The sequence below is a fragment of the Pseudomonas sp. NPDC089554 genome, from assembly GCF_050280645.1.
In the GTDB taxonomy this organism is placed as follows: domain Bacteria; phylum Pseudomonadota; class Gammaproteobacteria; order Pseudomonadales; family Pseudomonadaceae; genus Aquipseudomonas.
The window spans coordinates 30,261-42,991 of record NZ_JBNNVR010000007.1 but is presented as its reverse complement, the minus strand read 5'-3'; the positions used below and the strand labels follow the sequence as shown (position 1 = coordinate 42,991).

Annotated in this window: 14 protein-coding genes; 8 read left to right on the top strand and 6 right to left on the bottom strand. The window is 64.6% G+C overall.

What is annotated here, in order from left to right:
• Positions 1-32 precede the first annotated feature (32 nt).
• The 3 genes from ACQKPE_RS03915 to ACQKPE_RS03905 are packed head-to-tail and all read left to right on the top strand — an operon-like array spanning position 33 to position 3,348.
• The gene (locus ACQKPE_RS03915; protein ID WP_427663456.1) at positions 33-1,583 is read left to right on the top strand and encodes a GMC family oxidoreductase; all 1,551 of its coding nucleotides are present in this window, start codon (positions 33-35) and stop codon (positions 1,581-1,583) included.
• Positions 1,584-1,634: 51 nt separating this feature from the next.
• Positions 1,635-1,850, top strand: a complete 216-nt coding sequence (locus ACQKPE_RS03910) for a hypothetical protein (protein ID WP_427663455.1) — start codon at positions 1,635-1,637, stop codon at positions 1,848-1,850.
• Between the two features lie 10 nt (positions 1,851-1,860).
• On the top strand, positions 1,861-3,348 hold the full coding sequence (locus ACQKPE_RS03905) for an aldehyde dehydrogenase family protein (protein WP_427663454.1): 1,488 nt from the start codon (positions 1,861-1,863) through the stop codon (positions 3,346-3,348).
• A 160-nt stretch (positions 3,349-3,508) separates the two neighbouring features.
• Here the strand turns inward: ACQKPE_RS03905 and ACQKPE_RS03900 are convergent, their stop codons facing one another.
• The 4 genes from ACQKPE_RS03900 to ACQKPE_RS03885 all read right to left on the bottom strand — a co-directional run bounded on the left by ACQKPE_RS03900 (position 3,509) and on the right by ACQKPE_RS03885 (position 5,413).
• Entirely contained in the window at positions 3,509-3,799 is a 291-nt protein-coding gene (locus tag ACQKPE_RS03900; RefSeq protein WP_427663453.1) for a PA4642 family protein, read from the bottom strand.
• 69 nt (positions 3,800-3,868) lie between these two features.
• Positions 3,869-4,339 (bottom strand): hypothetical protein, encoded by a 471-nt coding sequence (locus ACQKPE_RS03895; RefSeq protein WP_427663452.1) that lies wholly within the window; start codon positions 4,337-4,339, stop codon positions 3,869-3,871.
• A 40-nt stretch (positions 4,340-4,379) separates the two neighbouring features.
• Positions 4,380-4,853 (bottom strand): WbuC family cupin fold metalloprotein, encoded by a 474-nt coding sequence (locus tag ACQKPE_RS03890; protein WP_427663451.1) that lies wholly within the window; start codon positions 4,851-4,853, stop codon positions 4,380-4,382.
• Positions 4,854-4,855: 2 nt separating this feature from the next.
• Positions 4,856-5,413: a hypoxanthine-guanine phosphoribosyltransferase gene (locus ACQKPE_RS03885; RefSeq protein WP_427663450.1), complete on the bottom strand. Its 558-nt coding sequence runs from the start codon at positions 5,411-5,413 to the stop codon at positions 4,856-4,858.
• Between the two features lie 295 nt (positions 5,414-5,708).
• On the opposite strand from ACQKPE_RS03885, the gene upp reads away from it, so the two are divergent.
• Both upp and ACQKPE_RS03875 read left to right on the top strand, forming a co-directional pair.
• Positions 5,709-6,347, top strand: a complete 639-nt coding sequence (gene upp, locus ACQKPE_RS03880; protein ID WP_427663449.1) for a uracil phosphoribosyltransferase — start codon at positions 5,709-5,711, stop codon at positions 6,345-6,347.
• 2 nt (positions 6,348-6,349) lie between these two features.
• Positions 6,350-7,624 carry a uracil-xanthine permease family protein gene (locus ACQKPE_RS03875; RefSeq protein ID WP_427663448.1) on the top strand — a complete coding sequence of 425 codons (1,275 nt, stop codon included), beginning with the start codon at positions 6,350-6,352 and terminating at the stop codon, positions 7,622-7,624.
• A 48-nt stretch (positions 7,625-7,672) separates the two neighbouring features.
• On the opposite strand, the gene hemH is transcribed toward ACQKPE_RS03875, so the two are convergent.
• Entirely contained in the window at positions 7,673-8,686 is a 1,014-nt protein-coding gene (hemH, locus tag ACQKPE_RS03870; RefSeq protein WP_427663447.1) for a ferrochelatase, read from the bottom strand.
• A 13-nt stretch (positions 8,687-8,699) separates the two neighbouring features.
• Positions 8,700-9,605 (bottom strand): TIGR01777 family oxidoreductase, encoded by a 906-nt coding sequence (locus ACQKPE_RS03865; protein ID WP_427663446.1) that lies wholly within the window; start codon positions 9,603-9,605, stop codon positions 8,700-8,702.
• 201 nt (positions 9,606-9,806) lie between these two features.
• Between ACQKPE_RS03865 and ACQKPE_RS03860 the strand changes: the two genes are divergently transcribed.
• From ACQKPE_RS03860 to ACQKPE_RS03850, 3 genes are all read left to right on the top strand, one after another.
• Complete coding sequence (locus ACQKPE_RS03860; protein ID WP_427663445.1) at positions 9,807-10,793, top strand: NAD(P)/FAD-dependent oxidoreductase; 987 nt, start codon at positions 9,807-9,809, stop codon at positions 10,791-10,793.
• A 101-nt stretch (positions 10,794-10,894) separates the two neighbouring features.
• Positions 10,895-11,863 carry a YbgA family protein gene (locus ACQKPE_RS03855; RefSeq protein ID WP_427663444.1) on the top strand — a complete coding sequence of 323 codons (969 nt, stop codon included), beginning with the start codon at positions 10,895-10,897 and terminating at the stop codon, positions 11,861-11,863.
• Positions 11,853-12,722, top strand: a complete 870-nt coding sequence (locus ACQKPE_RS03850) for a MerR family transcriptional regulator (protein ID WP_427663443.1) — start codon at positions 11,853-11,855, stop codon at positions 12,720-12,722. The genes ACQKPE_RS03855 and ACQKPE_RS03850 overlap by 11 nt, the downstream gene beginning before the upstream one ends.
• Positions 12,723-12,731: the final 9 nt, after the last annotated feature.

The following is a 12,731-nucleotide window of genomic DNA, read 5'->3' as shown; positions in this document are numbered from 1 at the left end:
CTGCGCTTACCGCGCTAACAACGGATCTCTCCATGAACAACAACAATGGCACTACCGCTTCGGGAACAACGAGCAACGCATCCGCCTACGACTTCATCATAGTCGGCGGCGGTTCGGCAGGCGCCGTACTGGCCAACCGCCTTAGCGAGGATGCATCGCGTCGGGTCCTGCTGATCGAAGCAGGCAAAGCCTACGCGCCCCACAACTACCCCGATGCGGTACGACTGCAAACGGCCATCGGTGGCGACCCCGAGCACGATTGGGGCTTCACCTCCGAAACCGGCTGGGGTGGGAAATCCTTTCCGGTACCACGCGGCAAGGTACTAGGGGGGTGTTCCGCGGTGAATGCCGGCGTCTGGATGCGTGCACCGGCCGCTGACTTCGAGCGCTGGACCCAGGCCGGCCTGCCGAATTGGTCCATCGATGACGTGCTGCCGTTCTTCCGCTCCAGCGAGCGAACGGTCTCCGGTGTCGATCAGTGCCGCGGGCGCACCGGCCCAGAGCCGATCCACCAGCTGCAGGACGACGAAATCTCCGACATGCAGTACGCCTTTATCAAGTCGGCAGAAAGCGCAGGCTTTGCGCGGGTGAAGGATTTCAACAGCGACTCGCCGTTCGGTGCCGGCCCCTACCCCATGAACAACCGCATGGGCCAGCGGCTGAATACCGGCATGACCTACCTGTCGGACGCGGTCCGCCTGCGTCCGAACCTGACGATCCTCAGCGAAACCCTGGTCGATCGGGTCGAGGTCCAGAACGGCCAGGCGCGTGCGGTGATCCTCGCCGACGGTGAGCGCATCAGCGCCAATGAAATCGTGCTGTCGGCCGGCACCTATGGCTCGGCGGCCATCCTGCTGCGCTCCGGTATTGGCCCGGCTGCCGACCTGCAAACGCTGGATATCCCTGTCGCAGCCGACCTGCCGGTTGGGCAACGGCTGCAAGAGCATCCGTTCTTCTACACCATCTGGGCAGCGCACCCTGACCGCCTGGGCCTGCCTATCCCGCCAGTCGGCGCCATCCTCTGGGCGAAGTCGTCCAAAGGCGGCCCCAACGATGGCGACCTGCACGTCAGCGCGGTGCACTACGGCAACCCGGCAGACTCGCCAACCGGCGCCATCTTCATGCTGGCGCTGGGCCTGACCCGCCCGCGCTCCACCGGTACGCTGAAGCTGCGCGATCGCAACCCGAGCACCGCGCCAATCATCGACCTGAATATCCTCGGCGAGGCAGAAGACCGGGCATTGATGGTCGAGGGCATCCAGATGATCCGCCGCATCGCCAGCCAGGGGCCGCTCAGCGAAATCATCGCGCAAGAACTGGTTCCGGGTGCTGCGATCGTCGACCCAGCGGCGCTGGAAGCCGCCCTGCCCACGGCACTGGACATCTACCACCACCCCACCTCGACGGTGCCAATGGGCGGCGACAACGACCCGCATGCAGTCACCGACTACCAGGGACGCGTGCGCGGTGTTGCCCAGCTGCGCGTCGTCGATGCCTCCAGCTTCCCCGACGTGCCGTCTGTGGCGACCAACCCCACGGTGGTCATGCTGGCCGAGCGCGTCGCCCACTGGATCAAGGGGTAAATCGGCTTGTCGATCCGCAGCACGCTGCTTCAGCGCGTGAAGAAGACGGCGATGATCTGGCTCGCCGTCTACCCCAGCGTGCTGCTGGTGCTCGCACTGCTGGGAGATGTGCTGAGCGATTGGCCGCTGCCACTTCGGGTACTGGGCGCCACGCTGATCATCGTGCCGATCGTCGCCAATATCACTGAGCCGATGGTCAGGACAGCGCTAGGCGCAATAGAACGCAAGTGGGCGCGCATCGCTGCGCGCCGGGCTTGCGACGACTGAAATTCTTTCAATGGGAATCGAAACAATGGCCGAGGCCACCCACGACGACGAGCTGCGCAAGGCCTTCAACTGGATCGACGGTGTCCTGCGCGCGGACGGCACCAAGCGGGAGTCGATCGACCCCGCGACCTACAACGTGATCGGCTGCTACCCGGATGATGGCCTGGCGGCGGCAAAAGCCGCGGTTACGGCAGCCAAGCGTGCCTTCAAGGAAACGCCATGGGCGCACGATCATGAACTGCGTGCGCGGGTCCTGGAACAACTGGCCAGTGCCTTCGAGCGCAATCGCCAGAAGCTGCTGGACATCCTTTCCCTGGAAAACGGCAAGGTCAAGGCCGAAGCCGGCTTCGAGCTGGACATGATCCCCAGCAAACTGCGCTACTCGGCAGCCACTGCACTGCTGGAAAGTGGCCGGGCCGTCACGCCCAAGCCCGGCAGCATTTCGATGATCCTGCGCCAGCCGATGGGCGTCGCAGCGGTTATCGCCCCCTGGAACTCCCCGGTGGTACTGACCATTCGCTCCTTGGCGCCGGCGCTCGCCGCCGGCTGCACGGTGGTGATCAAGCTGCCGTCGCAGGTGGCGCAGATCGGCAGCGTCATGGCCAAGATCATGGCCGAAGCCCGAGACCTGCCCCAGGGCGTCATCAACCTGTTCGTCGAGAACGGCCCGCAAGGCTCGGCCTACCTCGTGGACTCACCGGATGTCCCCGTGGTGAGCTTCACCGGCTCCACCCAGACCGGGCGTGCGATCAGCAGCACCGGTGCCCGGCACGTCAAGCGCTTTGGCATGGAGCTGGGCGGCAAGACGCCGATGATCGTCTTCGATGACGCAGACGTGAGTGCCGCACTGCCGGTACTGGAAAAGGCACTGACGGTCTTCAGCGGCCAGTTCTGCATGACCGGCTCGCGCCTGCTGGTGCAGGACGGCGTGTACGAGGCAGTGCGCGACGGGCTGGCCGAGCGGCTGCGCCAGGTCAAGGTCGGCCCGGCGGCGGACCCGGCCAGCGACATGGGGCCGTTGATCGACCGCGCCAATGTCGAGCGGGTCGAGCGGGTCGTCGAGCAGGCGATCGCGGCGGGGGCCAAGGTGGTCGAACGTGGCGGCGCGGTGCGCAACGGTCCACTGGCGAGCGGTGCGTTCTTCCGTCCTGCGCTGCTGGAAGTGTTCGACAACCGCCTGGCCATCGTCCAGGAGGAAACCTTCGGGCCGGTGCTGACGATCCAGCGCTTCTCGGATGAAGCCGAAGCGATCCACCTGGCCAACGACAACGAGTATGGGCTGGCGGCGAGTGTCTGGACCCGCGACGTGGACCGCTCGCTGCGCGTTGCCCAGGCCCTCGACGTGGGCTCGGTGTGGATCAACGACTGGGCCAAGGTGTACGACAGTACCGAGGAAGGGGGCTTCAAGCAGTCTGGGTTGGGACGCTTGAACGGGCTTGCGGCGCTTGAGGACTTCCAGGAGTACAAACACATCGCCTTGAAGCCTGGCCTCAGCTAGGGCTGAGGTTTATTGGTGAATGGCCAGGGCTTTGCCCTGGTTCGCGGGCGAGCCCGCTCCTACAGAGCTTGCGCAGATCCTGTAGGAGCGGGCTTGTCGGGGCGCCGAACCGCCGCGAACACCGGCGCAGCCGGTGCCATACCCCGCATTACCAAGGCGGTCACGCGCGGGCGTTGTCGATCACCTCGATGTACTCCGGCGCGTTGCGCTGGTCGGCGATGGCCTCGGCGAAGGTCTTGCCGTGCTCGTCCTTGCCATCCACGTCGTAGCCCGCCGCGACGAAGAAGCCCACGAAACGCTCGAAGTCGTCGATGCGCAGGCCGCGATAGGCCTTGATCAGCTTGTGGTGCGACGGCGAGGTCACGCCATCGGCAGGCTCGAACTGAAGGAACGTCTTGATGTAGTCATCGCTGATTTCATCGCCAATCACCTGCTTCTTGTCTTTACGCATTGCCGACTCCAACTGGGCCATCACGGGCATTTCAAAGGCGGGCAGTTTACCCCCCGCAAGCCAGGCGCCTCAACGCGTACGTACGGTGCCGGTGTGCAGGTCGGCCCAGATATGGCCGTTGGCGTAGGTCAGGAACTGTACGTACAGGGTCTCGTTGCGTAACAGGTCTATCAGCACGCGGTAGTCGGCCATCGGGTAATTGAGCGTCAGGGTGCGCGAAGGCTGGTCGTACGCTGGTTTCTTGAGGCTCTTGCCGGCCTCGCCGTCGAAATTCAGCAGCACCTGGGCGATGGTCGCGCCTTTGCTCAGCGGCTTGCCCTTCAGGCGCACCTGCAAGGACGAGGTGATCGGGATCGGCTGCTGGTCGGACTGGCGTTGGGTACCTACCACCACCGAATAGTCGGTGACCTGCAGCAGTTGCTGCGCGGTGGGGGCTTCCTGGCGCAGGGACAGGTCGTCCGGGGGCAGGAACTGGCTGTGCAAAGGCGCCGCCGACAACGGCAAGCTCAAGGCCAGCAAGAAGGGAATGAGGGCTCGCATGGGGGCTCCTTGGAATGAGCGAGCACTCTAGCACGCCCACTCAGTCGAACTGAGCGTGCATCCAGGCCTGGTACTCGACCACGCCCGCTTCACCTTCACGTGGAGCCCAATGCGCATGCTCACCCTCGCCTACCGGCCGGTAAGGCCCAGCCTTGCATTCAAACAGAATGCTATCGGCCTCCAGCACCACCAGGCCGTGGTACGTGCCCGGCGCCAGGTCGACGCCCAGGCAGTCACCGCCCGCCTGCATCACCCGCTTTTCGACGACCACGCCCTGCTCGTCGAAGATCAGCAGGCCCAAGCTTCCCTTGAGCACGATCAAGGCCTCGGCCTTGTCGTCGCTCAGGTGTCGGTGCGGCGGAATATAGGTGCTTGGCTGCAAGCCCACGGCCATGCGGTGGCAGGGCTCGCTCATCTCATGGAAATTGTGGTGCTGGCGACCGCGCGGGCTGTCGCCAGCCTTTTGTGCCAGGCCCGCGAACAGCGCTTGGTCGATGAACGCAGGCTGGCGCATGCTCACATCCCTTTTACAGCGAAGATGCCATTGGCATTGCGCCAGTAGCCTTTGTAGTCCATGCCGTAGCCGAAGATGTAGCGGTCGACGCACGGCAGGCCGGCGAAGTCGGCTTTCAGGTCCGGGCTGGCCTTGCGGTCGTGGTCCTTGTCGATCAGCACGGCGGTGTACACGGCGCGGGCGCCGGCGTGCTTGCAGAACTCGATGATGGCGCTGAGGGTGTGGCCCTCGTCGAGGATGTCATCGACGATCAGCACGTCGCGGTCGATGAACGACACTTCCGGCTTGGCCTTCCAGAACAGTTCGCCGCCGCTGGTCTGGTTGCGGTAGCGGGTGGCGTGCAAGTACGACACTTCGAGGGGGAACTGCAGGTGGGTCAGCAGCTTGCCGGCGAAGATCAGGCCGCCGTTCATCACGCAGAACACTACCGGGTTCTTGTCGTGCAACTGCTCGCAGATTTGCACACCCACCTTGGCGATGGCCGCATCGACCTCGGCTTCGTTGTACAGGCAGTCAGCCTCGTGCATGACTTGACGGATATGCTCGAGATCGGCGGACATGGCGCTCTCCAAGGGGCTGGGAAATGGAAAAGCGGGCAAAGGTACGCATCCGCCGGGCACAGATCAAGGGTTTATGGACTAGGGTTGTACGAAAAATAGCCGAGTGGCGATTAGGCAAGGCGAAAACAGGCGAGGAAGCGGAGTTGACTGATTGTCAATGAGCATTCCGAGCCTGTTTTCAACGCAGCATAATCGCCACGCAGGCATTTTTCGTACAACCCTGACGTGCACGACAGCACAGACTGGATAGATTACTATACCGCCGTTTTTTTGCCCGCCTTCCGGAGCCCCTCCCATGCCCATTCGTGAGATCCGCCACCCGCTGATCCGCCACAAGCTCGGCCTCATGCGCCGCGCCGATATCAGCACCAAGAACTTTCGCGAACTCGCCCAGGAAGTCGGCGCCCTGCTGACCTATGAAGCCACCCAGGACCTGCCGCTGGAAACCTACGACATCCAAGGCTGGAGCGGCACCGTCTCGGTGGAGAAGATCGCCGGCAAGAAGATCACCGTGGTGCCGATCCTGCGCGCTGGTATCGGCATGCTCGACGGCGTGCTCAGCCTGATCCCCGGTGCCAAGGTCAGTGCCGTGGGCGTTGCCCGCAACGAAGAAACCCTAGAAGCCCACACCTACCTGGAAAAGCTTGCGCCGGACATCAACCAGCGCCTGGCCCTGATCATCGACCCGATGCTGGCCACCGGCGGCTCCATGGTCGCCACCATCGACCTGCTGAAGAAAGCCGGTTGCCGGGAAATTCGCGCCATGGTGCTGGTGGCTGCACCGGAAGGCATCGAAGTGGTCGAGAAGTCGCACCCCGACGTGCAGATCTACACCGCCTCCATCGACCAGCGCCTGAACGAGCACGGCTATATCATTCCCGGCCTGGGCGATGCCGGTGACAAGATCTTCGGCACCAAGCAAAAGGACGCCTGACCATGCAGGACGGCTTCAACGACCCCTTGTGGCGCCAGGTCGTCTCCGGCGCGCAGATGCTTTTCGTGGCCTTCGGCGCGCTGGTGCTGATGCCGCTGATCACTGGCCTCGACCCGAACGTGGCACTGTTCACCGCGGGCCTGGGCACCTTGCTGTTCCAGATGGTCACGGGTCGCCAAGTACCGGTGTTCCTGGCCTCGAGCTTCGCCTTCATTACCCCGATCATCCTCGCCAAGGGCCAGTTCGGCCTGGCCGCGACCATGGGTGGGGTGATGGCGGCGGGCTTCGTCTACACCTTCATGGGCCTGATGGTGAAGATCAAAGGCACCGGCTTCATCGACCGCATGCTGCCGCCGGTAGTGATCGGCCCGGTGATCATCTCCATCGGCCTGGCCATGGCGCCGATCGCCGCCAACATGGCCATGGGCAAGGGCGGTGACGGCACCGCACTGATGCCCTACTCCACCGCGATGATGATCTCCATGCCCGCGCTGCTGACCACCCTGGTGGTGGCGGTGTTCGGCAAGGGCATCTTCCGCCTGGTGCCGATCATCGCCGGTGTGCTGGTGGGCTTTGCCCTGTCGTTCGCCTTCGGCGTGGTCGACACCGCGAAAATCGCCGCAGCGCCTTGGCTGGAGCTGCCGAAGTTCACAGCGCCAGAGTTCAACTGGCAGGCGATCCTGTTCATCGTGCCAGTAGCCCTGGCACCGGCCATCGAGCACATCGGCGGCGTGATTGCGGTGGGCAGCGTGACCGGCCGTGACTACCTGAAGAAGCCCGGCCTGCACCGCACCCTGTTCGGCGATGGCCTGGCCACCACCGCAGCCGGCATGTTCGGCGGCCCGCCCAACACCACCTACGCCGAGGTGACCGGCGCGGTGATGCTGACCAAGAACTACAACCCGAAGATCATGACCTGGGCGGCGGTGTTCGCCATTGTCCTGGCCTTCATCGGCAAGTTCGGCGCGCTGCTGCAAAGCATTCCGGTACCGGTGATGGGTGGCATTCTCTGCCTGCTGTTCGGCTCGATCGCGGCGGTGGGCATGAACACCATGATCCGCCACAAGATCGACCTGTCCGAGGCGCGCAACCTGGTGATCGTCTCGGTGACCCTGGTGTTCGGTATCGGTGGGGTGTTGATCGGCAGCGGCGACGGCCCGGATGACTGGGGCCTCAAGGGCATCGCCCTGTGCGCCATCGTGGCGATTGCGCTGAACCTGATCCTGCCGGGCAACGACGGCTGGAAGAACAAGAAGCTGGACGATCAGCTGCCTTGATATCGCCTGGGCGGGCCCCTTCGCGGGCCCGCTCGGACGATGCGGCCCTCAAGCCTTTTCACACATCCCCGCCAACACCCGCGCCCACTGCGGGTGGTCGTTCAGGCACGGCACCAGCACCAACTCCTCGCCCCCCGCCTCGATGAACTGCTCGCTGCCGCGCTGGCCAATTTCCTCCAGCGTCTCGATGCAATCGGCGACGAACGCCGGGCACATCACCAGCAGCTTCTTCACCCCCGCCTTGCCCAGCTCGTCGAGCCGCGCCTCGGTGTAGGGCTCGATCCATTTCGCCCGGCCCAAACGCGACTGGAACGACACCGACCACTTGCCATCAGGAATGCCCATGCGCTGGGCGAAGGCCTTGGCACTGGCCAGGCACTGGCCGCGGTAGCACACCGCACGCATCTCGGCGTTGGCGTCCTTGCAGCAGTCCTCGGCCTGGAAGTCGTGGGTGCCGGTGGGGTCGAGTTTCTTCAGGTGCCGCTCGGGCAGGCCGTGGAAACTCAGCAGCAGGTGGTCGTAGTCCTGCTGCAAATGCGGCTCGGCGCTGGCGGCCAAGGCCTCGATGTACTCGGGGTGGTCGTAGAACGGCTGCAACACGCGCATCTGCAACGGCAAGCCGCGCTCGGCGACGGTGGCCTTGGCCAGTTCGACCACGGTGGTCACGGTGCTGTCGGCGAACTGCGGGTACAACGGCGCCAACGTCACCTTGCGCACCCCTTGCGCGGCCAGACGCTCGAGCACCTCAGGCAAGGCCGGCTGGCCATAGCGCATGGCGATTTCCACCGGGCCGTGGGGCCAGTGCGGGGTGATTGCGGCTTGCAAGCGGCGGGTCAGCACCACCAGCGGCGAGCCTTCATCCCACCAGATCGAGGCATAGGCATGGGCCGACTGCTCGGGGCGCTTGACCAGGATCAGCGACACCAACAGGCGTCGCACCGGCCAGGGCAGGTCGATCACATACGGGTCCATGAGGAACTGGTTGAGGTAGCGGCGCACGTCGGCAACCGAGGTGGAGGCCGGTGAACCCAGGTTGACCAGCAGCAGGGCGTGATCGGTCATGCAGCGTCCTATGTCAGAGGCGGCTGGACAGGTTGCCCAGCGCCGATTGCAGATCGTTGTAGCGGAAGGTGAAACCGGCAGCCAGCAAACGCGCCGGACGCGCCCGCTGGCCGCCCAGCAGCAAGGTCGACAGCTCGCCCAGGCCTGCCTTGAGCAGTACCCCAGGTACAGGCAGCAGCGCCGGGCGATGCAGCGCGCGGCCCAGGCGCTTGGTGAACTCGCGGTTGCGCACCGGCTCTGGCGCGCAGGCATTATAGGGACCGCTGGCGTCCTTGTGCTGCAAGAGAAAATCAATCAAGGCGACCTGGTCTTCGATATGAACCCAGGGCATCCACTGCCGGCCATCGCCCAGCGGGCCACCCAAACCCAGCTTGAAGGGCAGGCGCAAGCGCGACAGGAACCCTCCGTCGCTGGCCAGCACCAACCCGGTACGCACCAGCACCACACGCATGCCGAGGCTCTGTGCACGCTGCGCGGTCTCCTCCCAGGCGATGCACAGCTGGCTGGCGAAGTCCTCCTTCACCGGCTGCGACGCCTCGGTCAGCTCACGCTCGCCGCCGTCGCCATACCAGCCCACGGCCGAGCCGGACACCAGCACTTCGGGGCGCTGCTGACGCTGCTCTAGCCAGGCCAGCAGTTGCTCGGTCAGGGTGATGCGGCTGGCCCACAGCAGCTGGCGTCGGCCAGCGGTCCAGGGCCGGTCGGCGATTGGCGCGCCGGCCAGATTAACCACCGCATCCACCGGGTCATCGGCGGCCAGTTCCTCCAAGCGCGCGATGCCACGCACCCCAGTGCCGCAGCGCTTGGGCACTTGGGCCGGGTCGCGGCTCCACACGGTCAGGCGGTGGCCCTGGCCGCGCCAGAATTGGCAGAGGTGCTGGCCGATCAAGCCAGTACCGCCGGTCAGCAATATATGCATGGCTGTGTCCTCGCAAGCTGCGCCTGTGGTCTATTTTTAAGATCAAGGTGCTTTCTAAACCAGCTGTTTGACCGAACGCTCTCGGATTAAACATAGGCCAAGCTGCCCATCGAGCGGAATAACCTTATACAAAGTTTTTGTATTGTACAGGTTTGCCCAGCAGCGTAGGCTGCCTTACAGCCAAGGTTCGAAGAGGCCATCATGACAGTACCTATTGCCATCATCGGTGCCGGTATCGCCGGCCTTTCCGCAGCCCAGGCCCTGCAAAAGGCTGGGCAGACCGTCCACCTGTTCGACAAGGGCCACGGCAGTGGCGGGCGCATGGCCAGCAAGCGCAGCGATGCCGGAGCCCTGGACCTGGGTGCCCAGTACTTCACGGCGCGTGACCGGCGCTTCGTCGAGCAGGTCCAGCAATGGGTGGCAGCAGGCTGGGCAGCGCAGTGGAAACCCCAGCTGTACAACTACCGTGATGGCGAACTCACCTCTTCCCCTGACGAGCAAACTCGCTGGGTAGGCGTGCCGCGCATGAGCGCCATCACCCGCGGGTTGCTCAAGGACGTCACGGTGAACTTTGGTTGCCGCATCGCCGAGGTGTTCCGTGGCAAGCAGTACTGGCACCTGCAAGACACCGACGGTTGCAGCCATGGCCCGTTCAGCCGCGTAGTCATTGCCGTGCCCGCGCCCCAGGCCACAGCACTGTTGGCCGCCACGCCCAAGCTCGCCGCCGTGGCTGCCGGGGTGCAGATGGAACCGACCTGGGCCATCGCCCTGGCCTTCCAGACACCACTCGACACCCCCATGCAAGGCTGCTTCGTGCAGGACAACCCGCTCGACTGGCTGGCGCGCAACCGCAGCAAGCCTGGTCGTGATGAGCAACTCGACACCTGGGTGCTGCACGCCACATCGAACTGGAGCAAGCAGCACATCGACCTGCCCAAGGAAGATGTGATCGAGCAGCTGTGGGGCGAGTTCGCCGAACTGGTGGGCTGCGTGGTGCCTGAACCGACCTTCGCCCTGGCCCACCGCTGGCTCTATGCACGGCCTGCCGGCAACCATGAGTGGGGCGCCTTGGCCGATGCCGACCAGGGGCTCTATGCCTGTGGCGACTGGTGCTTGTCGGGCCGCGTCGAGGGCGCTTGGCTCAGCGGGCAGGAAGCGGCGCGAAGGTTGCTGGAGCACTTGGAGTAGTCCAAAAAAGTTATACAGAAAATTTGCCTTGCATAAGTTCTTCAGTGTGCTGGAATAAACCTATACAAAAATTATCTTTGTATAGATTTCCGGAGGCAGTGATGAGCACCCCCACCACATCGGACAAACCCCGCATCGCCCTCAGCGCCTGCCTGTCAGGCCACGAAGTGCGCTACAACGGTGGCCACAAGGCATCGTCCTTGTGCGACGCGCTGTTGGCCGAGCACTTCGAGTGCGTGCCGGTCTGCCCGGAGGTGGCTATCGGCCTCGGCATCCCCCGTGACCCCATTCGCCTGGTGGGCGACCCCGACGCGCCCGAGGTGGTCGGCACCCGCGACCCTGGTACCGACCTGTCTGGCCCACTGCGCACCTATGGGCAGCGAATGGCCGACGAGCTCGACGATATTTGCGGCTATGTATTCATGCAGAAGTCACCCTCCTGCGGCCTGGAACGGGTCAAGGTGTACCAGGACAACGGTCATCCCTCGATCAAAGGTGGGCGTGGCGCCTACGCCCAGGCGTTCTGCGAACGGCGCCCGGACCTGCCGGTAGAAGAAGAAGGCCGCCTGCACGACCCGGTGCTGCGCGAGAACTTCATCAGCCGCGTATACGCCTATGCCGACTGGCAACGCCTGCGTGCCGAGGGCCTGAGCCGCGGCGCCCTGGTGCGCTTCCACTCGCGCTACAAGTACCTGCTGATGGCCAACAACCCCCAAGCCTACCGCGAGCTGGGCCGTATGCTCGGCAGCATGCGCCGCGAGGACGACCCCGATGCCCTCGGCGCCCAGTACTTCAGCCAGTTGATGCAGGCTCTGCGCCGCTGCGCCAGCCGCGGCACCCATTGCAACGTGCTGCAGCACCTGTGCGGCTACCTGCGCCCGGTGCTGGACCGCGACGACAAGGCCGAGCTGCAACAACTGATCGGCCAGTACCAGCAAGGCAGCGTGCCGTTGGTGGTGCCGCTGACCCTGCTCAAGCACCACCTGCGCAACCACCCCGACCCTTATTTGCTGCAACAGGCCTACCTGCAACCCCATCCTGAAAACCTGGGGCTACGCAATGCGCTGTGATGCCTGGCTACCCATCGGCGAGCTAGCCAAGCGCACCGGCGTGAACCCCATCACCCTGCGTGCGTGGGAGCGGCGCTACGGCCTGTTGGTGCCCGAGCGCACACCCAAGGGCCACCGGCTGTACAACGAAAGCCACGTCACCCGCGTCGAGGACATCCTGCACTGGCTGGAGCGCGGCGCCTCGGTAGGCCAGGTGCGTGAACTGCTGGAACGTCAGGCCGACACCCCGCCGGTGCTGCAAGGCGACTGGCACGACCGCTGCCAGCGGCTGATAGACGCCGTCGCCAACCTGGCACAACGCAGCCTCGACCAGCAGTTGAACCAGGCCATGGCGCTGTACCCGGCCATGACCTTGTGCGAGCAGTTGCTGGTGCCGCTACTGGAGCGCCTCGAACAACGTTGGCGCATTCACGTCGACCCGCGCCTGGAACAGTCGCTGTTTCAGACCTGGCTGCGCAGCAAGCTGGGGGCCCGCGTCTACCACGACAACCAATCGCTGGAAGGCCCGCCGGTACTGCTGGCCAGCGACAACGAACAGCCCTTCGATGAGCACCTCTGGTTGTGCGCCTGGCTACTGAGTAGCAGCGGCCTGGCCGTGGAGGTGCTGGAGCGCCCGGTGAGCGGCAAGCAGCTGCAGCAAGCGGTAGCCCGCCTGCAACCCCGGGCACTGGTGCTGTACCTGGGCCCACGCCTGGAGGCGGAAAAACTGGCCGCCCTGCAAGAGCTCGACATCCCGCAGCTGCTGGGTGGCAAGACGGCGTCCATCCATGAAGCGCGGCTGAGCACTCAACCTATGGCGCATCGGCACCTGTTCGACACCCCGACGGGCGTATTGCGCCTGCTCCAGCAATCCCGCTGACCTTCCCTA

What these genes read in the sequence shown, in the direction of transcription:
- ACQKPE_RS03875 (WP_427663448.1), top strand. Translation starts at nt 6,350, where the DNA reads ATGCAGGACGGCTTCAACGACCCCTTGTGGCGCCAGGTCGTCTCCGGC.
- ACQKPE_RS03915 (WP_427663456.1), top strand. Translation starts at nt 33, where the DNA reads ATGAACAACAACAATGGCACTACCGCTTCGGGAACAACGAGCAACGCA.
- ACQKPE_RS03865 (WP_427663446.1), bottom strand. Translation starts at nt 9,605, where the DNA reads ATGCATATATTGCTGACCGGCGGTACTGGCTTGATCGGCCAGCACCTC.
- ACQKPE_RS03860 (WP_427663445.1), top strand. Translation starts at nt 9,807, where the DNA reads ATGACAGTACCTATTGCCATCATCGGTGCCGGTATCGCCGGCCTTTCC.
- hemH (WP_427663447.1), bottom strand. Translation starts at nt 8,686, where the DNA reads ATGACCGATCACGCCCTGCTGCTGGTCAACCTGGGTTCACCGGCCTCC.
- ACQKPE_RS03910 (WP_427663455.1), top strand. Translation starts at nt 1,635, where the DNA reads ATGATCTGGCTCGCCGTCTACCCCAGCGTGCTGCTGGTGCTCGCACTG.
- ACQKPE_RS03895 (WP_427663452.1), bottom strand. Translation starts at nt 4,339, where the DNA reads ATGCGAGCCCTCATTCCCTTCTTGCTGGCCTTGAGCTTGCCGTTGTCG.
- ACQKPE_RS03900 (WP_427663453.1), bottom strand. Translation starts at nt 3,799, where the DNA reads ATGCGTAAAGACAAGAAGCAGGTGATTGGCGATGAAATCAGCGATGAC.
- ACQKPE_RS03905 (WP_427663454.1), top strand. Translation starts at nt 1,861, where the DNA reads ATGGGAATCGAAACAATGGCCGAGGCCACCCACGACGACGAGCTGCGC.
- ACQKPE_RS03885 (WP_427663450.1), bottom strand. Translation starts at nt 5,413, where the DNA reads ATGTCCGCCGATCTCGAGCATATCCGTCAAGTCATGCACGAGGCTGAC.
- upp (WP_427663449.1), top strand. Translation starts at nt 5,709, where the DNA reads ATGCCCATTCGTGAGATCCGCCACCCGCTGATCCGCCACAAGCTCGGC.
- ACQKPE_RS03850 (WP_427663443.1), top strand. Translation starts at nt 11,853, where the DNA reads ATGCGCTGTGATGCCTGGCTACCCATCGGCGAGCTAGCCAAGCGCACC.
- ACQKPE_RS03855 (WP_427663444.1), top strand. Translation starts at nt 10,895, where the DNA reads ATGAGCACCCCCACCACATCGGACAAACCCCGCATCGCCCTCAGCGCC.
- ACQKPE_RS03890 (WP_427663451.1), bottom strand. Translation starts at nt 4,853, where the DNA reads ATGCGCCAGCCTGCGTTCATCGACCAAGCGCTGTTCGCGGGCCTGGCA.